The organism is Providencia sp. PROV076 (genome assembly GCF_028483405.1).
Taxonomy (GTDB): Bacteria; Pseudomonadota; Gammaproteobacteria; order Enterobacterales; family Enterobacteriaceae; genus Providencia; species Providencia huaxiensis.
On the sequence record NZ_JAMPRR010000018.1, the window covers coordinates 80,987 to 102,288 of the forward strand.

Annotated in this window: 20 protein-coding genes; 12 read left to right on the forward strand and 8 right to left on the reverse strand. The window is 42.6% G+C overall.

The window, feature by feature from the left end:
* Nucleotides 1-155 precede the first annotated feature (155 nt).
* From nrdR to pgpA, 6 genes are all read left to right on the forward strand, one after another.
* Nucleotides 156-605 (forward strand): transcriptional regulator NrdR, encoded by a 450-nt coding sequence (gene nrdR, locus PSF67_RS12775; protein WP_102139014.1) that lies wholly within the window; start codon nucleotides 156-158, stop codon nucleotides 603-605.
* Between the two features lie 5 nt (nucleotides 606-610).
* Nucleotides 611-1,726: a bifunctional diaminohydroxyphosphoribosylaminopyrimidine deaminase/5-amino-6-(5-phosphoribosylamino)uracil reductase RibD gene (gene ribD, locus PSF67_RS12780; protein WP_102139015.1), complete on the forward strand. Its 1,116-nt coding sequence runs from the start codon at nucleotides 611-613 to the stop codon at nucleotides 1,724-1,726.
* Nucleotides 1,727-1,816: 90 nt separating this feature from the next.
* Nucleotides 1,817-2,290, forward strand: coding sequence for a 6,7-dimethyl-8-ribityllumazine synthase (ribH, locus tag PSF67_RS12785; protein ID WP_004905531.1), 474 nt, complete (start codon nucleotides 1,817-1,819; stop codon nucleotides 2,288-2,290).
* A gap of 103 nt (nucleotides 2,291-2,393) precedes the next feature.
* Nucleotides 2,394-2,810: a transcription antitermination factor NusB gene (gene nusB, locus PSF67_RS12790; protein ID WP_036958557.1), complete on the forward strand. Its 417-nt coding sequence runs from the start codon at nucleotides 2,394-2,396 to the stop codon at nucleotides 2,808-2,810.
* Nucleotides 2,811-3,053: 243 nt separating this feature from the next.
* Nucleotides 3,054-4,037 carry a thiamine-phosphate kinase gene (gene thiL / locus PSF67_RS12795; RefSeq protein ID WP_181490045.1) on the forward strand — a complete coding sequence of 328 codons (984 nt, stop codon included), beginning with the start codon at nucleotides 3,054-3,056 and terminating at the stop codon, nucleotides 4,035-4,037.
* Between the two features lies 1 nt (nucleotide 4,038).
* Nucleotides 4,039-4,557, forward strand: coding sequence for a phosphatidylglycerophosphatase A (pgpA, locus tag PSF67_RS12800; RefSeq protein WP_272677035.1), 519 nt, complete (start codon nucleotides 4,039-4,041; stop codon nucleotides 4,555-4,557).
* Between the two features lie 314 nt (nucleotides 4,558-4,871).
* Here the strand turns inward: pgpA and PSF67_RS12805 are convergent, their stop codons facing one another.
* From PSF67_RS12805 to fixA, 5 genes are all read right to left on the reverse strand, one after another.
* Nucleotides 4,872-6,197 (reverse strand): MFS transporter, encoded by a 1,326-nt coding sequence (locus PSF67_RS12805; protein ID WP_430442090.1) that lies wholly within the window; start codon nucleotides 6,195-6,197, stop codon nucleotides 4,872-4,874.
* Between the two features lie 76 nt (nucleotides 6,198-6,273).
* Nucleotides 6,274-6,561, reverse strand: coding sequence for a ferredoxin-like protein FixX (gene fixX, locus PSF67_RS12810; RefSeq protein ID WP_102139020.1), 288 nt, complete (start codon nucleotides 6,559-6,561; stop codon nucleotides 6,274-6,276).
* Nucleotides 6,558-7,844, reverse strand: a complete 1,287-nt coding sequence (gene fixC / locus PSF67_RS12815) for an FAD-dependent oxidoreductase FixC (protein ID WP_210848907.1) — start codon at nucleotides 7,842-7,844, stop codon at nucleotides 6,558-6,560. The genes fixX and fixC overlap by 4 nt, the downstream gene beginning before the upstream one ends.
* A 53-nt stretch (nucleotides 7,845-7,897) precedes the next feature.
* The gene (locus PSF67_RS12820) at nucleotides 7,898-8,839 is read right to left on the reverse strand and encodes an FAD-binding protein (protein ID WP_195698216.1); all 942 of its coding nucleotides are present in this window, start codon (nucleotides 8,837-8,839) and stop codon (nucleotides 7,898-7,900) included.
* Nucleotides 8,840-8,850: 11 nt separating this feature from the next.
* The gene (gene fixA, locus PSF67_RS12825) at nucleotides 8,851-9,621 is read right to left on the reverse strand and encodes a putative electron transfer flavoprotein FixA (RefSeq protein ID WP_272677036.1); all 771 of its coding nucleotides are present in this window, start codon (nucleotides 9,619-9,621) and stop codon (nucleotides 8,851-8,853) included.
* A gap of 511 nt (nucleotides 9,622-10,132) precedes the next feature.
* On the opposite strand from fixA, the gene caiT reads away from it, so the two are divergent.
* From caiT to caiE, 6 genes are all read left to right on the forward strand, one after another.
* On the forward strand, nucleotides 10,133-11,650 hold the full coding sequence (gene caiT, locus PSF67_RS12830; RefSeq protein WP_102139024.1) for an L-carnitine/gamma-butyrobetaine antiporter: 1,518 nt from the start codon (nucleotides 10,133-10,135) through the stop codon (nucleotides 11,648-11,650).
* Nucleotides 11,651-11,684: 34 nt separating this feature from the next.
* Complete coding sequence (gene caiA / locus PSF67_RS12835; protein ID WP_102139025.1) at nucleotides 11,685-12,827, forward strand: crotonobetainyl-CoA dehydrogenase; 1,143 nt, start codon at nucleotides 11,685-11,687, stop codon at nucleotides 12,825-12,827.
* A 63-nt stretch (nucleotides 12,828-12,890) separates the two neighbouring features.
* Nucleotides 12,891-14,111: an L-carnitine CoA-transferase gene (gene caiB / locus PSF67_RS12840; protein ID WP_166266695.1), complete on the forward strand. Its 1,221-nt coding sequence runs from the start codon at nucleotides 12,891-12,893 to the stop codon at nucleotides 14,109-14,111.
* Nucleotides 14,112-14,181: 70 nt separating this feature from the next.
* Nucleotides 14,182-15,741, forward strand: a complete 1,560-nt coding sequence (gene caiC / locus PSF67_RS12845; RefSeq protein WP_166266697.1) for a crotonobetaine/carnitine-CoA ligase — start codon at nucleotides 14,182-14,184, stop codon at nucleotides 15,739-15,741.
* 87 nt (nucleotides 15,742-15,828) lie between these two features.
* Nucleotides 15,829-16,614: a crotonobetainyl-CoA hydratase gene (gene caiD / locus PSF67_RS12850; protein ID WP_102139028.1), complete on the forward strand. Its 786-nt coding sequence runs from the start codon at nucleotides 15,829-15,831 to the stop codon at nucleotides 16,612-16,614.
* A 23-nt stretch (nucleotides 16,615-16,637) separates the two neighbouring features.
* Nucleotides 16,638-17,231, forward strand: coding sequence for a carnitine operon protein CaiE (gene caiE, locus PSF67_RS12855; RefSeq protein WP_166266701.1), 594 nt, complete (start codon nucleotides 16,638-16,640; stop codon nucleotides 17,229-17,231).
* 79 nt (nucleotides 17,232-17,310) lie between these two features.
* On the opposite strand, the gene caiF is transcribed toward caiE, so the two are convergent.
* From caiF to ispA, 3 genes are all read right to left on the reverse strand, one after another.
* Nucleotides 17,311-17,703, reverse strand: coding sequence for a carnitine metabolism transcriptional regulator CaiF (caiF, locus tag PSF67_RS12860; RefSeq protein WP_166266703.1), 393 nt, complete (start codon nucleotides 17,701-17,703; stop codon nucleotides 17,311-17,313).
* Between the two features lie 565 nt (nucleotides 17,704-18,268).
* The gene (dxs, locus tag PSF67_RS12865) at nucleotides 18,269-20,134 is read right to left on the reverse strand and encodes a 1-deoxy-D-xylulose-5-phosphate synthase (RefSeq protein WP_166266705.1); all 1,866 of its coding nucleotides are present in this window, start codon (nucleotides 20,132-20,134) and stop codon (nucleotides 18,269-18,271) included.
* A 249-nt stretch (nucleotides 20,135-20,383) separates the two neighbouring features.
* Nucleotides 20,384-21,301, reverse strand: coding sequence for a (2E,6E)-farnesyl diphosphate synthase (gene ispA / locus PSF67_RS12870; protein ID WP_272677037.1), 918 nt, complete (start codon nucleotides 21,299-21,301; stop codon nucleotides 20,384-20,386).
* Nucleotide 21,302 lies beyond the last annotated feature (1 nt).

Genomic DNA, 21,302 nt, shown 5'->3' on the forward strand with positions numbered 1-21,302 from the left:
ACAAAAGTATGTGACTAGGGTTAATAAGCGATGCCAACACCCCTACAACGCGAAATATGAAGAGCAGCAAGAGCACCCTAGGAGACATCTTCTAGGGTGTTTTTTCTTGCATAGTAGGGTAAACTACCTCCCCCTAAATAGATTCAGGAAACGCTATGCACTGCCCATTCTGCTCAGCTGTAGATACGAAAGTTATTGACTCGCGTCTGGTCGGTGAAGGGTCCCAAGTCCGTAGACGCCGCCAATGTTTACTTTGTCATGAGCGCTTCACAACCTTTGAAGTTGCTGAACTGGTCATGCCTAGGGTCATTAAAAGCGATGATATCCGCGAACCTTTTGATGAAGAAAAGCTTAATCGGGGTATGCAAAAGGCATTAGAAAAACGACCTGTAAGTTCTGATGCCATTGAACAAGCTATTATTTCGATTAAATCCCAGCTTCGGGCAACCGGGGAACGTGAAGTTCCGTCGAAATTAATTGGCAGTTTGGTTATGGATGAGCTGAAAAAGCTCGATAAAGTTGCCTATATCCGTTTTGCTTCTGTTTATCGCAGTTTTGAAGATGTGCGTGAGTTTGGCGAAGAAATCGCTAAATTACAGGATTAACGCCAATGATTGAACAAGACAACATTTATATGGCTCGTGCCTTTGAATTGGCACGAAAAGGGCGTTTTACCACATCACCTAATCCAAATGTCGGGTGCGTGATTGTGCGTGATGGTGTCATTGTTGGTGAGGGGTATCACCAAAAAGCAGGTGAACCCCATGCTGAGGTTCACGCATTAAGAATGGCCGGTGATAAAGCGCAAGGGGCAACAGCTTATGTCACCCTTGAGCCTTGTAGCCATCACGGCCGTACCCCGCCTTGCGCAGAAGCGCTGATCAATGCAGGTGTAAGCCGAGTCGTCGCTGCCATGCAAGACCCAAACCCTCAAGTTGCGGGCCGCGGTTTGTATATGTTGTCGCAAGCAGGAATTGAAACGCGCAGTAATGTTTTATTAGATGATGCAGAAGCGGCTAACCGCGGCTTCTTAAAACGTATGCGTACTGGCTTTCCCTATATTCAATTAAAACTCGCCGCTTCACTAGACGGCAAAACCGCCCTTGGAACTGGGGAAAGTAAATGGATCACCAGCCCCGCAGCTCGCAAAGATGTGCAAGCTCTTCGAGCCGAGGCTAGTGCTATCTTAAGTACCAGCAGCACCGTGGTTGCCGATGACCCTTCTTTAACGGTACGTTGGAAAGAATTACCTAGTAATATTCAGCAAATTTACCCTGAAGAACAAGTCCGTCAACCCATCCGTATTGTGCTAGATAACCACAATCGAGTGACTTCTGAGCATCGTGTCACTCAATTAGATGGCGAATGTTGGTTAGTGCGTTCAAACCCAGATGAAAATGCAGTATGGCAGGGGCAAGTTGAGCAAATCGCTATTCCTGCAGATGAAAACGGCACTGACCTCGTCATTTTGATGATGCAACTGGCTAAACGTAATGTGAATAGCATTTGGGTTGAGGCAGGGGCAAAACTTGCAGGCTCATTGCTTAAGTTAGGTCTAGTGGATGAGCTGATTGTCTATATTGCGCCTAAATTATTAGGAAATAGCGCTCGAGGCCTAGTGGACTTCCCACCGCTTAATGCCCTTATTGATGCGCCAAAGTTTGAATTTACAGAAGTGACGCAAGTTGGGCCAGACCTACGTGTCAGGCTTCGTCCCGTATGGTAAGTGGTTTTTTTGAAAATCATACGTACGATACACGAAAGAATGTGATAAAATCCGCGCCCCGCGGGTTATAATTAATATTAGAGGAAGGCTATGAACGTAATTAAAGGTGTTGTTGCTGCGCCACAAGCGCGTGTTGCTATCGCTATCGCTCGTTTTAACAACTTTATTAATGATAGTCTGCTGGAAGGTGCTGTTGATGCGTTAGAACGCATTGGTCAGGTTTCAAATGACAACATTACAATTGTGTGGGTTCCAGGCGCTTATGAGCTGCCGTTGACCACAAAAGCATTAGTTGAAACGAATAAATACGATGCAGTCATTGCATTAGGTACGGTTATTCGTGGCGGTACCGCTCACTTTGAATATGTTGCAGGTGAATGTAGCTCCGGCCTATCCCATGTCGCGATGAACAGTGAAGTGCCAGTGACTTTTGGTGTGTTAACCACTGAAAATATCGAACAAGCCATTGAACGTGCGGGTACTAAAGCAGGTAATAAAGGTGCTGAAGCTGCACTGACAGCACTGGAAATGATTAATGTAATTAAGGCCATCAAAGGCAAATAATACACAATTAGCTCTATGTTGCCGTTTTTTCGCCACAATGGTGTAGATAACGCAATGCAACAAGTGTTCTTTGTGTACAGTTTTTAAATTTAAGGGGAATCTTGTGAAACCTGCTGCTCGTCGCCGCGCTCGTGAGTGTGCTGTACAGGCCATTTATTCATGGCAATTATCTGGCAATCCAATTGCTGAAGTCGAATATGAGTTTATTGCTGAACAGGACATGTCAGACGTTGACGTAAACTATTTTCGTGAACTGTTATCAGGTGTTGCGACCAACGCGACAAAACTTGATCAACTGATGGCGCCTTATTTATCTCGTCAGCTCGAAGAGTTAGGGCAGGTAGAAAAAGCGATTTTACGTGTCTCCATGTTTGAATTAAGTTTCCGTGAAGATGTACCTTATAAAGTTGCAATCAATGAAGGTATTGAATTAGCGAAAGTTTTTGGCGCAGAAGATAGCCATAAATTCGTTAACGGTGTATTAGATAAAGCTGCACCTGCGGTTCGCCGTAAAAAATAATAATACCAGGGTTCCCTCCTGTTGCACTACGGTAATGAATAGGTAGGCTGGGTTCCAGTCTACCTTTGTGTTTATATGCTCGCGATATTTCAATGATAGGTGAGCGAAAAATAATTGTGGCCAATTAGATACGTTATTTAGGTTAGCAATTATGCATTATTTACCTATTATTGAATTATTAGGGTGTAAATTATTTGCTTCGTCTCAAACGAAAATAGATATAGCGAAAACGGAAAATCTACCATGTCATATGGCGAATTTGACCTCATCGCGCGTTATTTTAACCGTCAAACCACTAACCGACGTGATGTTAATATCGGTATTGGGGATGACTGTGCGTTGATGACCATTCCAGAAAAACAGCAACTTGCTGTAAGCACTGACACTCTTGTTTCTGGTATTCACTTCCTACCAACCATTTCACCAGCTGATCTTGCTTATAAATCATTAGCCTCTAATTTAAGTGACCTTGCGGCGATGGGGGCGGATCCTGCATGGGTTTCTTTAGCAATTACATTGCCTTGCGTTGATTGTGATTGGTTGCAATCCTTTAGTGATAGTTTGTTTGAACAGCTTAACTATTATGGAATGCAATTGATTGGTGGTGATACAACACGCGGACCAATGAGTTTAACCTACACGGTTCATGGCTTAGTACCAAATGGTAAGGCGATGTCTCGCGCAGGGGCGCGCAATGGTGATTGGATTTATGTCACGGGTACTCTAGGTGATAGCGCAGCTGGCTTAGCTATTTTGCAAGATAAGCTGAATGTTAAAAATGTAGAGCATCAAGAATGGCTAATTGCGCGTCATTTACGTCCGCAGCCACGTATTTTACAAGGCCAAGCGTTGAGAAACCTTGCTTCTTCAGCAATTGATATTTCGGATGGTTTAGTTTCTGATCTTAACCATATCTTGAAAGCGAGTGGTTGTGGCGCACGCATTAATTTAGATGCATTGCCTCAATCAGAAGCGTTGAAACAAAGTTGTAGTATTGAGCAAGGGCGCTTATGGTCTTTGAGTGGTGGTGAAGATTACGAACTCTGTTTTACCGTTCCTGAAATTAATCGTGGGGCGTTAGAGATGGCATTAGCGCATACGGGATCAGGCTTTACGTGTATCGGGCAAATTAAGCCGCAGTCTGAAGGAATTAGCTACTTTTGCAATAACCAAGAAGTTGATGTAAACCTAAAAGGTTTCGATCATTTTGTTTCGGAAGGTGCATAGAATGGCAAGTCGCCAAGAAAAAGCAGGAGCAAAAAAACGGCTAAATATGCGTAATCCTTGGCACTTATTGGCTACGGGGTTTGGTAGTGGCCTTTCGCCTATTGTGCCTGGCACAATGGGCTCTCTTGCTGCGATACCTTTTTGGTTATTAATGGCAAATATGCCAATTTGGAGTGTGTGGGTACTCATTGTCGTGGGTTTTTGGATTGGTTGCCTAATTTGCCAGCGCACTTCCGACGATATGAAAATTCATGACCATGGCAGTATTGTTTGGGATGAATTTATCGGGATGTGGATTACGCTAATGGCGATCCCTGTTGTTGATTATGAGTGGGTCATCACCGCATTCTTTATTTTCCGCATTTATGACATGTGGAAGCCATGGCCGATACGGTTTTTTGACCGAAAAGTCAGCGGCGGTTTTGGTATTATGATTGATGATATTATTGCCGCGATTTTTGCCTATGTGACTATTTGGTTGCTGGTTTGGTATGAGATCATGCCATTCTCAACCAACTAAATACGCGTCATATTTTGCGCTGTGGCGTTGTTGGCCGCGTTCATTCGCCCTAGTCACATACTTTTGTATGCTCCTAGGGTCTTATTCACTTGCCACCTAGCCACAACTCAAACTATTTAGCGTATTGGTATTTATCGTATTTCAAACTAAATACGAGTCATATTTTGGCTGTGGCGTTGTTGGCCGCGTTTATTCGCCCTAGTCACATACTTTTGTATGCTCCTAGGGTCTTATTCACTTGCCGCCTAGCCATAACCCAAACTATTTAGCGTATTGGATATAATTGCTCATCGTAGTAACTTCTCTTGCTTCTCTTACTTCTTTCCACGCCGAATACCCATCACTGAGGTTTGCGCTAAGGTTAAGCCTTTGGTTTCGGGGGCAAATAGAACTGAGACAATCAACCCTATAAGTGAAACACCCGCCCCCATCAGCACTACCGAACTGACGCCGTATTTAGTGATAAATAGCGGTAGTGCCCATGTTGAAAAAATGGTTCCAATCCTGCTGATGGACATAATTACCCCAACGGCAGAGGCACGGATATCTGTTGGGAATAGTTCATTAGGATAGAGCCATTGTAAAATACCGGGACCGCCTGAAAAGAATGCGTAAATGCCAAACATAATAATCACAAGGCAAATACCGAGGTTTGAGAATAGCCCAAGTATCGCCAGTGCAAGAGTCATAATGGCAAAACTACCAATCAATAGTGGCCGCCGTCCCATTTTATTTAGCCAATACATCGCGGGTAAGCAGCCTAACATAAAGAATAGGCTGATAACCACGTTACCTAGTGCGGCATTTTTCCCTTGATCCCAACCGAGCTGGCCAACAATTTGTGGGCCAAAGGTGTAAATTGCAAACATCGGGATCACTTGGCAGGTCCAAATAATGGCAGTGAATAGAACGAAAGAAAAATGGCGCTTAGTGAATAACTGGAGGAAATGTGTTTTTTGTTGTTCTTCAGCTTCGAATACCACGGGCTGGCCAAACAGCTTTTCCATCATTTTTTCGCACTCTTTGACCCGGCCTTTACGAATAAGCCAAAGAGGGGACTCCGGTAAATCAAAACGGCCTATTAAAATGACGATGCAGGGGATAACTGCACTGCCAAGCATCCAGCGCCAGCCATCTTGAACGTCATACAGCATATAACCGACGAGATTGGCACAGGTTGCGCCCACATACCACATTGCCGCAATAAAACCGACAGCAAATGCGCGTTGTTTGGTATTAGAGAATTCGGTGATCATTGACGTTGCAATCGGGTAATCTGCACCAATTACTATCCCGATTAAGAACCGCATGATGAGCAGCTCCATCGGTGTTGAGACAAACATGGTCGCAACAGAAATAGTACCAATGGCAACAATATCAATTAAGAACATTTTGCGGCGACCGACTTGGTCACAAATATAGCCGAATAGGGAGGTTCCTATGAAGAGACCCGCAAGTGTTGCTGCTCCGAGTAAGCCAATCCATTCGCTACTTAAGCTTAATACAGGGGTAAGTTGTTCTAAAGCAACGCCAATCAGGACTAACACATAACCATCCAGAAAAGGCCCACCGCTACCCCACAGCATGATCCGCCGGTGAACGGAAGAAAATTGAATGTCATCAAAACTTTTTGGTTTCATTATGCATCCCTGTATCAGCGCAAATAACCGCTCAAAAGCTCTCGAAGCATGTCACTTCGAGAGTAATACGAAATAATCAGCCGTAACGAAATTCAATGCCAAATGTGCCGCGTGGGTATTCCCATTTTTCTAATGCACTATCTAGGCCTAGAATACGGCAAGTGCCACATTCAAGGCAGCCTGCATAGTCGAAACGAACTGAACCATCTTCTTGTTTTTTATACAAACCTGCTGGGCAGGCTTTGGTTAATGTTTCAAGCACCTGCATGTCTGGATGCTCTTTCACAACAATATGTGGGTTTTCTTCATCGACATTAAATTTATTAATACCGAGTTTGATATCAACGTTGACTGGATTACTCATATTGCTCTGACTCCTTTGATTCCATCCTTGAGCAAATTCATAAAGCCCACTTTTTTCGCGTGTTGTAACATGGTCTTACGCAGCGGGATAGGAGCTTCATCTGAAATAGTGAATAGCTTTTTCGCAATACCGACAGCCATTTCTGGATAGGCAGAGAACATGCGTGGATTATCCAAAAATTCAGGCATTTTTTGGTACATGTTCATATCTCGAAGAGGGCCTTCGTTGAGTAATTTGAGGTACTCACTGAGTCCTTGTTTACTAAAGTCCTCTTTTTTCATCGCGTTGAGTACTGCATTTGCCGCAGCTTCACCTGAAGCGACCGCTAAGTCCATTCCGCGAATGGTAAAGCCTAAGTTCATACACATACCCGCAGCATCACCAGCAATTAAAACACCATCGCGTACCAATTCGGATTGCATTTTTAGACCAGCTTCAGGGACGACGTGTGCGGCATATTCGAGCATTTTCCCGCCTTCAATTAGGGGGGCGACGGCAGGGTGATTCTTAAAGTCTTCTAACATTTGAGGAACAGACTTTTTGGCGTCTTTTATGTGGTGTAAACCACAAACTAGACCTAAAGAAACCGTATCTTCGTTGGTATATAGGAAGCCGCCTCCCATTAGGCCATCAGTAGGAGCCCCTGCAAATAACCATGCAACACCTTCTTTTTCTTTAAGATTAAAACGGTTAGCCAGGATATCTTTCGGTAGCTCAATAAGCTCTTTTACTCCAACCGCGACATGTTCCGCACTGACGCGTTTTGTCATACCAAGTTGTTCGGCAAGCAGTGAATTGACGCCATCCGCTAAAATGACCACTTTAGCTTCAAGTACGTCTCCATCAGCCTCAACACCAACTATCTTGCCATCGCGTTCAACTAACTTATCAACTCGAATCCCCGTAATACACTGTGCACCAGCATTTTCAGCTTGTTCAACTAGCCATGGGTCGAGTTTGCCACGTAGCACAGACCAAGAGGTTTCCTCTGGTTTTTGTTCAGCTGCATTTTGGAAATCGACGGTTACAGCGCCAGTTTCTGTCATGAATGACAGCTTTTCTCGGGTGATCATGCGTTCGATAGGTGCGTCTTGGGTAAACCCAGGAATGATCCGTTCTAAACTATGGGCATACATTCGCCCACCCGTTACGTTTTTACCGCCCGCGTAGTTTCCTCGTTCAATTAGGAGAACTTGAGCACCTTCACGGGCAAGTACCAGTGCAGCAACCGAACCAGCTAGGCCAGCGCCTACAATGATCGCATCAAAAATATCGTCGGACATAGTTTCTCCAAAGGTCACTAAACAGCGAGGCTAAAGCCCCACTGTTATTTGGTTTATTTAGCCAGTTGTTGAGTGAGTACCGGGAGGATTTTGAATAAATCCCCAACGATCCCATAGTCTGCGAATTGGAAAATAGGGGCATTTTTGTCTTTGTTAATGGCCACAATAATTTGGGCTCCATTTGCACCAACCATGTGCTGGATTTGACCTGAAATCCCTACTGCGAGATAAAGCTCTGGTTTGAGCATCAAATTGGAGATCCCAACGTAGCGCTCATGTTCCATCCATTTTTCATTTTCTGCTACTGGGCGTGAACAGGCAATTTCAGCACCAATGGTATCTGCTAATGTTTTGGCTATTGCAATGTTCTCTTGGCTACCAATCCCACGACCCACACTGACTACCAGACGCGCTTTGTCTAGTTCAACGGAGTTACCTGCTTTTTTCTGAACCGAGGTACGTACAATAGATTGTTTTGGTTCGACCCATTGCACAGCTTGAGCCGTACCGCTACGTGATGCATCATTTTGTGCAGCTTCAAATGTACCTGTCGCGAGGGTGGCAATCGAAAATGAGCTCTCTAAGGTTTCTTGACCAAAGGCTAGACCACCGTAAACCATATGTTTAATAACGGGTTTTCCTGATTCGACTGTAATTGCTGCCGCATCGTTAGAAACGGCTGCTTGCAGTCTAGCGCCTAAACGTGCCGCTAATAATTTACCCCTACGGGTGTTAGGTAATAGCAATAAACCGTTATCGCCATGCTGTTTGATGGTTGAAACGATAGTGTCCGCATAATCTTCAATAATGCGATCGTCAGGTTTACCTGCCAGTTGAAAAACTTGCGTTGCACCGAGTTGGAAAGCTTGTGAGCTTTGTGTGTCATCAAGTGCTAATACATTGACTTGCTCTCCTAGAGCAAGGGCGCCACCGATAAGTTCAGGTAAGCGAGCAGTCATGTCACTAAATACCCAAACAGTTGATAATTTGCTCATAACGCCTCCGATTAAATAATTTTTCTTAAATGTTCAGCAAATTGTGCAATTTGGTCTTCGCCATCACCTTCAATGATGATGCGCTGGCGGACTTTTTGCTTAGGTGCCGCAATAGATTGCGCAGAAAGAGCTGCAACGTTATCTAAACCAATATCAGCCATCGTCCAAGCTTGAACGGGTTTTTTAGCAGCGCCTAAAATTGCTTTCATTGATGGAATAACGGGAACGTTAATATCGGAGGTAACAGCGACAATGGCTGGTAATGGTATGGATAGCGTTTCAATCTCATCTTCTAGCTCACGCTCTATAACTACCGTGTTAGCGGTGATTGAAACGACTTTCTTCACACCGTTGATGGCAGGAACTTGCAGTGTTTCGCCCATCAAGATACTAACTTGTTGTGCATTTAAATCAGCGGAACCATCACCACAAATAATTAAATCAAAACCGACTTTTTGAGCTGCAGAGCTCAAGGCCAGAGCCGTTTGATGTGGTAAGGCTTGTTCCAGTTGGTCATCAATAACAACCACAAGTTCATCTGGGCCACGAGATAAAACGTCTTTACGTGCTTTCATGTTGGTCAGTGCTTTACCACCGACACTTAACGCAATCACTTTACTGTCAGCTTGCTGCGCTTTTATTTGATTAGCGGTTTCAATTGCATTTAAATCATATTGACTGATTTTGGTATCAGCACGTGAAAAATCTAAAGAACCATCTGCGCTATTTACAATAATATCTTGTTCATCAGGAACAGATTTATAGCATGTAATAATATTCATTACATCTCCTAAAATAATATTAATAAATATGATCCGTTTCGGTTTCGGATTATATAATTATCATGAACTGGATATTTAAAAATAAAACCTAGGTCACCAATATTGAAAACCTTAAAATAAAGTCGGTTTAAATATTCATACTGATACCCTACTCACCAATACTGTAAAAATCATCAACTTATCAACGAAATGTTCAATATTGCTACCCTAATCACCAATACTGAAGGTATTTAATAACATTAATGTTACACAATATTTTATCTCTATGTATTTATTGGTATTTAAAATTATTTCAAATGGAATAAATAATAACAATTATTTATCACGAATAATATTGTGACCTTAATAACAGAATTGTTAATGACGAGTCGACATGATTTGAATAGTGATTGAATTAATGCGGAATTAAATTTTTAGGGGTTAATGGGATTTAATAATAAATAAGTAATGAGGTGTTAAATAATATCTATTCTTAAAGCTTATATATTAAATAATAAATTGGGAACGAACTATGAGCAAAGAAAATAAGAAGGGTGGAATAGAACCAAAAGTTTTTTTTCCACCGTTGATCATTGTTGGACTATTGTGTTGGCTAACTGTCCGTGACCTTGATGCTTCAAATGAAGTGATCAACCAAGTCTTCAGCTATGTCACTAATGTGTGGGGCTGGGCATTTGAGTGGTACATGGTTGTGATGTTTGGTGGATGGTTCTGGTTGATTTTGGGGCCTTATGCCAAAAAACGTTTAGGAGAAGAGAAGCCGGAATTTAGCCGTGCGAGCTGGATTTTCATGATGTTCGCATCTTGTACCTCTGCAGCGGTACTTTTTTGGGGGTCGATTGAAATCTATTATTATGTTTCTACACCGCCTTTTGGCTTTGAATCTTATTCAAACGAGGCCAAAAATATCGGGCTTGCATACAGCTTGTTCCATTGGGGGCCATTACCATGGGCGACCTATAGCTTCTTATCTGTCGCATTCGGTTATTTCTTCTTTGTCCGCAAAATGGATGTTATTCGTCCGAGTAGTACGCTAGTTCCTCTGGTAGGGGAAAAACGTGTCAATGGTTGGTTTGGGACTCTTGTTGATAACTTCTATCTCGTTGCTTTGATATTAGCAATGGGAACCAGTCTAGGGTTAGCAACACCGTTGGTTACTGAATGTATTCAATATTTATTTGGTATTCCACATACCTTACAACTTGATGCCATCATCATTTTCTGCTGGATCATTCTAAATGCAATTTGTGTGGCTTTCGGCCTGCAAAAAGGGGTGAAGATTGCCAGTGACGTACGTAGTTATCTCAGTTTCTTGATGTTGGGATGGGTATTTATCGTTGGTGGTGCTAGCTTTATTGTTAACTACTTTACCGATTCTATCGGTGTCCTAATGATGTATATGCCACGTATGCTGTTCTATACAGATGCGGTTGGTAAAAGTGGTTTCCCACAGGGCTGGACAGTATTTTACTGGGCATGGTGGGTTATCTATGCCATTCAAATGTGTATCTTCCTCGCACGTATATCGAAAGGCCGTACTGTCCGTGAATTGTGTATTGGTATGGTTGCGGGTTTAACCGCAGGATCGACATTAATTTGGACTATTTTAGGAAGTAATACTCTACAACTGATTGATAAAGACATTATCAACATTCCAAAACTGATTGAAGAATTCGGCGTTGCACGCGCCATCATTGAGACATGGGCTGCCTTACCTTTGAGCACTGTAACAATTTGGGGCTTCTTCATCCTCTGCTTTATCGCCACGGTCACACTGATTAATGCTTGTTCATACACTCTCGCTATGTCGACTTGTCGCGCAGTGAAAGAGGGTGATGAGCCACCATTATTAGTACGTATCGGTTGGTCTGTCTTAGTCGGTGTTATCGGCATTGTATTGCTGGCTCTAGGCGGATTAAAACCAATACAAACCGCGATAATTGCTGGAGGATGCCCACTTTTTTTCGTCAACATCATGGTAACGCTTTCCTTTATTAAAGATGCCAAAGTGCATTGGAAAAATGACTAATTTATTCAAAAACAACATGTAAGAGGTTATTGATATGGATTTTAGATTGAATGATGAGCAGGAGTTGTTTGTCGCAGGGATCCGTGAACTCATGGCCAGTGAAAACTGGGAGAGCTATTTCGCACAGTGCGACCGCGACAGCCAATATCCTGAACGTTTTGTAAAAGCCTTAGCGGACATGGAAATCGATAACCTGCTGATCCCAGAAGAACATGGCGGCTTAGATGCAGGGTTTATTACGGTAGCTGCAGTATGGATGGAATTAGGTCGCCTAGGTGCACCAACCTATGTGCTGTACCAATTACCGGGCGGTTTTAACACCGTACTGAGGGAAGGGACTCAAGAGCAAATTGATAAAATCATGGCGTTTCGCGGCACAGGTAAACAAATGTGGAACTCTGCGATCACTGAGCCAGGTGCCGGTTCTGATGTCGGTAGCCTGCAAACCACTTATCAACGTCGTAATGGCAAAGTTTATCTTAATGGTAGCAAATGCTTTATCACCAGTAGTGCCTACACACCGTATATCGTGGTGATGAGCCGTGATGCAGATTCGCCAGATAAACCTGTCTTTACTGAGTGGTTCTTGGATATGAGCAAACCGGGTATCAAGGTGAATAAACTTGAGAAACTGGGTTTACGCATGGATAGCTGCTGTGAAATTACGTTCGATAACGTTGAACTTGATGAAAAAGATATGTTCGGCCGTGAAGGTAATGGTTTTAACCGTGTGAAAGAAGAGTTTGACCACGAGCGTTTCCTTGTGGCTCTGACTAACTACGGTACAGCAATGTGTGCGTTCGAAGACGCGGCTCGCTATGCAAATCAGCGTGTTCAATTCGGCGAAGCAATTGGTCGTTACCAATTAATTCAAGAAAAATTTGCACATATGGCGATCAAGCTCAATTCAATGCGCAACATGTTATATGAAACTGCATGGAAGAGTGACAACGGATTGATCACCTCGGGTGATGCAGCGATGTGTAAATACTTCTGTGCAAATGCGGCATTTGAAGTTGTGGATTCTGCGATGCAAGTACTCGGCGGTGTCGGAATTGCAGGTGAGCATCGAATTGCACGTTTCTGGCGTGACTTACGTGTGGATCGTGTATCTGGTGGTTCAGATGAAATGCAAATACTAACACTAGGCCGCAGTGTACTGAAACAGTACCGCTAATAACTGAATGCTTATAGGTTGGCTTTTTTAGCGAGCCAACCAAGTTTCACAGGAGAAGAGAACATGGCAGAGCATCTACCTATGCCAGAGTTTGGCCCATTAGCTGGGGTCAGAGTGGTATTTTCAGGGATTGAAATAGCCGGCCCATTTGCAGGACAAATGTTTGCAGAGTGGGGCGCAGAAGTGATTTGGATAGAGAACGTAGCGTGGGCGGATACCATTCGTGTTCAGCCTAATTACCCTCAGTTATCAAGGCGTAACCTGCGTGCATTATCACTGAATATCTTTAAAGATGAAGGGCGAGAAGCATTCCTGAAGCTAATGGAAACAACGGATATATTCATTGAGGCTAGTAAAGGACCCGCATTTGCCCGTAGAGGGATCACCGATGAGGTACTTTGGGAACACAACCCAAAATTGGTTATCGCTCATTTATCAGGCTTCGGACAATATGGCGACCCTCAATACACTAACCTAGCGGCCTACAATACCATTGCACAGGCTTTCAGTGGTTATCTTATCCAAAATGGTGATAAAGACCAGCCAATGCCTGCCTTCCCTTATACCGCAGATTATTTTTCTGGCATGACCGCCACAACAGCGGCTCTCGCAGCACTGTATAAAGCGCGTGAAACGGGTAAAGGGGAAAGCATTGATATCGCCATGTACGAAGTGATGTTGCGTATGGGGCAATACTTCATGATGGATTACTTCAATGGTGGCGAAATTTGCCCACGTATGACCAAAGGGAAAGACCCGTACTATGCGGGTTGTGGGCTCTATAGCTGTAATGATGGCTATATTGTGATGGAAGTCGTTGGTATCACTCAAGTACAAGAAATATTTAAAGATATTGGTCTTGGTCATTTACTAGGAACGCCAGAAATACCTGAAGGGACTCAGCTCATTCATCGAATTGAATGTCCTTATGGACCTTTAATGGAAGAAAAACTCGATGAATGGCTAGGCGCACGCTCGATTGATGAGGTGTTAGCAAGGTTGGCTGAGCTGAACATTGCAAGTGCGAAAGTATTAACTATTCCTGAGCTAGATACTAACCCTCAATACATAGCTCGGGAGTCGATTACCAGTTGGCAGACCATGGATGGGCGCACATGTCGTGGTCCAAACGTTATGCCAAAATTCAAAAATAATCCGGGCCAAATATGGCGCGGTATGCCATCACATGGCATGGATACCACTGATATATTGAAAAATATTGGATATAGCGAAACAGATATTCGGGGGTTAGTCGACAAAGGACTGGCCAAAATAGTGGATTAATTGAATGAATATTCAGGTCAATTAATCCATTGGCCTGAATATTCATCAGGGAAATGATGGGAAGCAATTAATGGATGTAATCGGTAAACAAAATTTGCGTCAAATGTGGGATGATTTAGCGTTAACCCACGGTAATAATAAGGCGCTTATCTTTGAATCCTGCGATGGAAATGTTCGTGAATTCAGCTATAGAGAGATGAATGAACACATTAATCGCACAGCAAACCTCTTTTTAGCTTATGGCATTCAAAAAGGGGATAAGGTTGCTTTACATTTAGATAATTGCCCAGAGTTTTTCTTTTGCTGGTTTGGCTTGGCAAAAATTGGGGCGATTATGGTCCCTGTTAATGCACGTTATAAATACAATGAAGCCGCTTGGATTATGCAAAACTGCCAGCCACGGATGGTCGTGACTTGTGCGACTTTTTTAGATATTTATCAACGTGTACTTGATGATGAAAGTACCAGCCTTGAACATATTTTTTTAATTTCAGATACCCCCGTTAAACAACAAAACGGCGTTTCAGACTTTTTGCTTGAACACGCACAAAAACCCATTGAATTGACACAACTCATTGCGTTAAGTGTTGATGATACTGCGGAAATTTTATTTACTTCGGGTACGACCTCAAAACCCAAAGGGGTGATCATTACCCACTATAACTTACGTTTTGCGGGTTACTACTCTTCTTGGCAGAACACCTTGCGCTCAGATGATATTTATCTGACTGTCATGCCTGTTTTTCATATCGATTGCCAGTGCACCGTGTCCATGGCCGCTTTTTCGGTGGGGGCCACTTTTGTGTTACTCGAAAGGTACAGTGCACGACGTTTTTGGCAACAAGTCGTGAAACATCGAGCGACAGTGGTTGAGTTGATCCCAATGATGATCCGCACGTTATTAAGTCAACCTCTGGCGGATAACGAAAAAGACCATTGTTTACGTGAAGCGATGTTCTATCTCAATTTGAGTAATGAGGAAAAAGAACAATTTATGGCGCGTTTTGCGGTGAAGAGTTTTCTGACCTCATATGGCATGACGGAAACCATCGTGGGGTTGATTGGCGATAGGCCCGGTGATATTCGTCGCTGGCCATCTATTGGCCGCCCCGGTTTTTGCTATAAAGCACAAATCAGGGATGAAAATAACCAACCTGTTGCAGCAGGGGTGGTAGGCGAGCTCTGTGTTAAAGGTGAACGTGGAAAAACCTTATTTAAAGAGTACTACAACAACCCGGAAGCAACGGAAAAAGCTTTCGATAAACAAGGCTGGATGCATACCGGAGACTTTGCTTATCAAGATGACGATGGCTTTTTCTATTTTGTGGATAGAAGCATGAACATGATCAAACGGTGCGGTGAAAACGTTTCGTGCAGTGAGATTGAAAATATCATTGCTTCACATCCTGCTATCGTTGACGTGGCCGTGATAGGTGTTGCTGATGAAATTCGTGATGAAGCAATCAAAGCCTTTATTGTGCTAGAAGAGGGTGAAACCTTAACGCAGGAAGAGTTTTTCGCTTTCTGTGAAAAGCAAATGGCGAAATTTAAAGTGCCGTCATGGGTTGAGGTACGTAAGGATTTACCGCGTAACTGTTCTGGGAAAGTACTGAAAAAACACCTGAAATAATCGAATAATTCTATTAATTACGCGAACGTTTTGGTTTTAACTATTTGCAGCCAAAATGCGAACGCATGATCACTAAAGGATTGCACTATGAGCGAATCATTAAAAGTTACCCGTAATGGCTCCATTTTAGAAATCGTACTTGATAGACCTAAAGCGAATGCAATTGATGCGAAAACCAGTTTCAAAATGGGGGAAGTTTTTCTCAATTTCCGTGATGACCCATCATTACGCGTTGCGATTATCACCGGTGCTGGCGAGCGGTTCTTCTCTGCCGGTTGGGATTTAAAATCTGCTGCAGAAGGTGAAGCCCCAGATGCTGATTTTGGTCCTGGTGGTTTTGCAGGGCTTACTGAAATTTTCAATTTGAATAAGCCTGTCATTGCAGCTGTAAATGGTTATGCGTTTGGTGGAGGTTTCGAACTGGCTTTAGCAGCAGATATGATTATTTGTTCTGAAAATGCTAGCTTTGCATTACCAGAAGCACAACTTGGCATTGTACCTGATAGCGGCGGTGTCTTACGCTTACCCAAAATTCTTCCAGCACCCATTGTGAACGAAATGGTAATGACGGGTAGGCGAATGGATGCGAAGGAAGCATTACGTTGGGGAATTGCTAACGATGTTGTACCAATTGAAAACTTAATGGACAAAGCGCGTCAGTTAGCGGAGCAAATCACCCAAAGTGCGCCACTTGCTGTCGCTGCACTGAAAGAAATTTTCCGTGCGACAGGGGAGCTCACTGTTGAAGAGGGGTATAAACTCATGCGCAGCGGTGTACTGACAAACTACCCTGCAGTTTTACATTCCGAAGATGCAACAGAAGGCCCACTCGCATTTGCCGAAAAACGTTCACCAAGTTGGAAAGGGCGCTAGTTAAGCTAGCAGCGAGGTGAATTTTGAGCTTTTACGCTTTTGAAGGGGTGATCCCAGTTGTTCACCCTACCGCATATGTACATCCATCAGCGGTAGTAATTGGTGATGTTATTATCGGTGAAGGAGTTTTTATTGGGCCTAACGCCTCTTTACGTGGGGATTATGGACGTTTGATCATAGAAAAAGGCGCGAATATTCAGGACTGCTGCATCATGCATGGCTACAGTGATGTAGAAACCATTGTCCATGAATGCGGACATATAGGCCACGGAGCTATTCTACATGGATGCATTATTGGCCGTGATGCTTTGGTTGGAATGAACAGTGTTGTTATGGATGGTGCTGTGATTGGTGAGGAAAGCATTGTTGCTGCGATGAGTTTTGTTAAAGCCGGTTTTCAAGGAGAAAGCCGTCAGATGTTAGTCGGAAGTCCAGCACGTTTTTTACGCTCAGTGACTGATGAAGAACTGCATTGGAAGCGGTTAAACACTAAAGAATATCAAGACTTAGCCGGTCGGTATCAGCAATACCTACAAGAAACTCAGCCCTTAACAGAGCTTGAAGTTAATCGACACCAATTATTTGGTACAACGGATGTAAAACCTAAGGGGCAGTGATTCACAAAAAGGCCGTAAAATAAAAAAACGCAGCTGGTGAAGTCTGCGTTTTTTATTGGTGTGAAGCTAAGAAATAGGTTTAGCGACGTTGTGATTTTGATAGCATCCATTGCCATTTTTGCTCTCGATTTAATTCACTTGGCGGCATAGAAGCTGCTTTTATAGGAGAATCGATAGTGACTTTTTCAGCTTGATGATTTCTTAAACGTGCATAAAGCTGGTTATCAATTTTCTTAACTTTAATAAGCCGCTGACATTGGCAACCTCGTCCCGATAATTTATTTGGGATCATTTTTACTTCACACTGAATTTCAGCAACATCAGATAAAATATAAGAAACAATATTGACGGCATTAGGATGCGGGATACCAAAGTTGTTAGATATCTCTCTAGCTGTTGTCCAGCGGCCTTGTTTCATTACCCAGTTCGCAATAGATAAATACAAGGGTTCATTAATAAATTGTCCACACATAAGCGCTCCCAAATCTATTTATTAAAATTGATTAAATAAAAATAAACTATATGAAAATTGTAGTTGGAATAGCGTTTATTTGTTTCCTGGTTTGTTAATTAAGAAAACAAAATAATTACTTATTAATTTTCGGTTAAATTTGTTAAAATAATATATTCGTTATAGAAATTAGTTGTCATTTTCAAAATGATATTTTACGAATATAACTCAGAGACTAAATTACTCAGTCCTATAGTGACAAAGTTCATATTAATAGATTTTAAAATAATTTGCATGTCTTTATTGTAAAAACTCACATTCAAGATAAAAGCTTTGTTTATATTCTTATTTCAGGTAAATAGCTGAATATTGTTGTAGATAAACTGATTGTATTTAGTTTTATATTTTATTTTAATGATCTTGAAATATAATAAAAATGTGACATATTTTTTTAATGAACATGAATGAGTCAGTAATAACAGGGAGATAAATACTTTTTTAGTGTATTAAGAAAAGGAATAAGAGTGATTGGCTTTGTGATTGAATAGGGCATTGTATTGTTAATGCAATGCCCTAAAGATAAAAATTATTTGGCTAAGTAGTTATTAATAGAATTAACAATACCAGTGGAATCTAAGCCCAATTCAGCAATAAGTTCCTCTTGGGTACCTTGAGAAATAAAATAATCAGGTAAACCAAGGTTTAAGGTTGGAATGATTTTTTTCTCATGCATTAAGAATTCATTCACGCCGCTACCTGCACCACCCATGATGGCATTTTCTTCGAGAGTGACAAGAACATCATGAGTCTCGGCTATTTCAAGGATCAGGGCTTCGTCTAAAGGCTTCACAAAGCGCATATCAATGACAGTTGCATTGAGTTGCTCGGCAGCGACTAATGCGTGGCTTAATAATGTGCCAAAGCATAAGATAGCGACTTTTTCACCTTGGCGACGAATAATACCTTTACCAATAGGTAGTGGTGATAATGGCTGTAATTCAGCGCCTGTTCCTGTGCCTCGAGGGTAACGCACTGCACATGGGCCATCTTGGTAATGGTAGCCAGTATGTAGCATTTGGCGGCACTCATTTTCATCACTTGGGGCCATAATAACCATTGTTGGTATACAGCGTAGAAATGAAATATCAAAAGAACCTTGGTGAGTTTGCCCATCTGCCCCGACAACACCAGCTCGGTCAATCGCAAACATGACAGGAACCTTCTGGATAGCCACATCATGAATGACTTGGTCGTAACCGCGTTGCAAGAACGTGGAATAGATGGCAACGATAGGCTTATAGCCACCAATGGCAAGGCCGGCTGCAAATGTGACCGCATGTTGTTCAGCGATCGCGACATCGAAGTATTGGTCTGGGAATTCTTTAGAGAAGCGAACCATACCAGACCCTTCACGCATAGCAGGGGTGATAGCCATCAATTTGCTATCATTTTTAGCCTCTTCACATAGCCAATCACCAAAAATTTTAGAGAAAGTCGGCCCTGTCTCTTTGCTTTTGGGTAAAGTGAATGTGCTTGGGTCAAATTTAGGAACCGCGTGCCAGCTAATAGGGTCTTTTTCTGCCGGCTCATAACCTCGGCCTTTCTTGGTCATGATATGTAAAAATTGCGGGCCTTTTAAATCACGCATATTTTTTAACGTTTGAACTAAGGCAACAACATCATGGCCGTCAACAGGGCCAATATAGTTAAAACCTAATTCTTCAAACATGGTTCCCGGTACAACCATGCCTTTAATGTGTTCTTCTGTCTTTTTCAGTAGCTCTTTAATCGGTGGCATGTTAGAAAAAACTTTTTTGCCACCTTCACGCAATGTTGTGTAGAGCTTTCCAGAAAGCAAGTGAGCTAAGTGGTTGTTGAGTGCGCCAACATTTTCTGAAATAGACATTTCGTTATCGTTTAAGATAACCAACATATCAGGTGCGGCATCCCCTGCATGGTTCATCGCTTCAAATGCCATTCCTGCAGTGATCGCGCCATCACCAATCACACAAACCGTCTTACGGCTTTGTTGCTCTTTTTCTGCGGCAATGGCCATACCTAAACCGGCACTAATGGATGTTGAGGAATGGCCAACGCTTAAAATGTCATATTCACTTTCTTCACGCCATGGAAAGGGATGCAAACCATTTTTTTGACGGATGGTATCAATACGGTCACGGCGACCCGTCAATATTTTATGTGGGTAGGCTTGGTGGCCGACATCCCAAACAAGGTTATCAAATGGAGTTTTATAGACATAATGCAATGCGACGGTGAGTTCAACAGCACCGAGACCAGAAGCAAAGTGACCGCTAGAGCGACCCACGCTACTCAGTAAAAATTGTCTGAGTTCATCACAAAGCTTAGGCAAACTCTCTTTAGGCAACAGACGAAGCTCATCTGGTGTCTCTGCCAAGGCTAGCGTTGGATATTTAGCGATATCAATACTCATTAGTTGCTCACTTATAATTAATAAAAAACCCAACTTACTTAGCCACAATAAAATGACTATTCTCAGTATTTAGCGACATAAGGCTTCTATGTGCTGTTGGGTTGCCTTCGTTTATCGTCTGCCTATAACTCTATTGATTAAGAAGTCATCCATCTATTTTTTGGGGCTATAGGTATGATTCGAAGATGCATTAAGGTAATAATTGCCGTAATTATCGATCTTCTTGTAGCTAAAAGGCAAAGCATATTGTCAGCTTTTACGCTCAATAATGAAATTAGCTAAAGCACTTAGCATTTCTATATTATATCCATGGGACTGGAGAGTCTCTAAAGCATCTATCGCATCATGATATAGCTCACGTGCTTTTTTTTGTGCTGCTTCAAGGCCTAATAGCGATGGGTAGGTGCTTTTTTCATGTTCGGCATCCGTTCCTTGGCGTTTACCCGTAACTTCACTATCACCGATAACATCTAGGATATCGTCCTGTACTTGAAAGGCAAGGCCGATGGATTGTGCATATTTGTCTAAAACAGGCAGTAATTGTTGGCCTTTTTCACCGGCTGCAAAAGCACCAAGACGGATTGCTGCACGAATCAATGCACCTGTTTTATGTTGATGAATGCGCTCGAGGGATTCAAGGTTAACTTGCTTTCCTTCCGCATCTAAATCAAGAGCTTGCCCACCACACATACCAGCTAAACCGCTTGCGTATGATAACTCTACAATCATCGCTATGCGGTCTTTATCAGTAACATCTGGCATGGGTGCCGATGACAGCAGTTGGAATGCCAATGTTTGCAATGCATCTCCAGCAAGTACCGCATTACCTTCACCATATTTAATGTGGCAAGTCGGTTGGCCTCGACGCAAATCATCATCATCCATTGCAGGTAAATCATCATGGATTAATGAATAAGCATGAATACATTCGACGGCGGCTGCAGGGGCATCAAGATTTTCTTGGCTAACACCAAACATAGAGCCGATGGCATAAGTTAAAAATGGGCGTAAACGTTTTCCACCTAATAATGTGCCATAACGCATTGCTTGTGCAAGTGGAAGGTCTGTAAACGGCAGTGCGTTTAAGGCATCTAATAGGTATTGATTGACTCTGTCGTAGGCCTGTTTTTGTTGCTGCGTAAAGCTATCTAAATGTTGTTCAGACATA

Bases quoted from the DNA above. Each gene is read 5' to 3' on its own strand.
- dxs (WP_166266705.1), bottom strand. From the start codon at position 20,134: ATGAGTATTGATATCGCTAAATATCCAACGCTAGCCTTGGCAGAGACA.
- caiD (WP_102139028.1), top strand. From the start codon at position 15,829: ATGAGCGAATCATTAAAAGTTACCCGTAATGGCTCCATTTTAGAAATC.
- fixC (WP_210848907.1), bottom strand. From the start codon at position 7,844: ATGTCCGACGATATTTTTGATGCGATCATTGTAGGCGCTGGCCTAGCT.
- PSF67_RS12805 (WP_430442090.1), bottom strand. From the start codon at position 6,197: ATGAAACCAAAAAGTTTTGATGACATTCAATTTTCTTCCGTTCACCGG.
- fixX (WP_102139020.1), bottom strand. From the start codon at position 6,561: ATGAGTAATCCAGTCAACGTTGATATCAAACTCGGTATTAATAAATTT.
- caiF (WP_166266703.1), bottom strand. From the start codon at position 17,703: ATGTGTGGACAATTTATTAATGAACCCTTGTATTTATCTATTGCGAAC.
- ribH (WP_004905531.1), top strand. From the start codon at position 1,817: ATGAACGTAATTAAAGGTGTTGTTGCTGCGCCACAAGCGCGTGTTGCT.
- thiL (WP_181490045.1), top strand. From the start codon at position 3,054: ATGTCATATGGCGAATTTGACCTCATCGCGCGTTATTTTAACCGTCAA.
- PSF67_RS12820 (WP_195698216.1), bottom strand. From the start codon at position 8,839: ATGAGCAAATTATCAACTGTTTGGGTATTTAGTGACATGACTGCTCGC.
- ispA (WP_272677037.1), bottom strand. From the start codon at position 21,301: ATGTCTGAACAACATTTAGATAGCTTTACGCAGCAACAAAAACAGGCC.
- pgpA (WP_272677035.1), top strand. From the start codon at position 4,039: ATGGCAAGTCGCCAAGAAAAAGCAGGAGCAAAAAAACGGCTAAATATG.
- fixA (WP_272677036.1), bottom strand. From the start codon at position 9,621: ATGAATATTATTACATGCTATAAATCTGTTCCTGATGAACAAGATATT.
- caiB (WP_166266695.1), top strand. From the start codon at position 12,891: ATGGCAGAGCATCTACCTATGCCAGAGTTTGGCCCATTAGCTGGGGTC.
- ribD (WP_102139015.1), top strand. From the start codon at position 611: ATGATTGAACAAGACAACATTTATATGGCTCGTGCCTTTGAATTGGCA.
- caiT (WP_102139024.1), top strand. From the start codon at position 10,133: ATGAGCAAAGAAAATAAGAAGGGTGGAATAGAACCAAAAGTTTTTTTT.
- nrdR (WP_102139014.1), top strand. From the start codon at position 156: ATGCACTGCCCATTCTGCTCAGCTGTAGATACGAAAGTTATTGACTCG.
- caiC (WP_166266697.1), top strand. From the start codon at position 14,182: ATGGATGTAATCGGTAAACAAAATTTGCGTCAAATGTGGGATGATTTA.
- caiA (WP_102139025.1), top strand. From the start codon at position 11,685: ATGGATTTTAGATTGAATGATGAGCAGGAGTTGTTTGTCGCAGGGATC.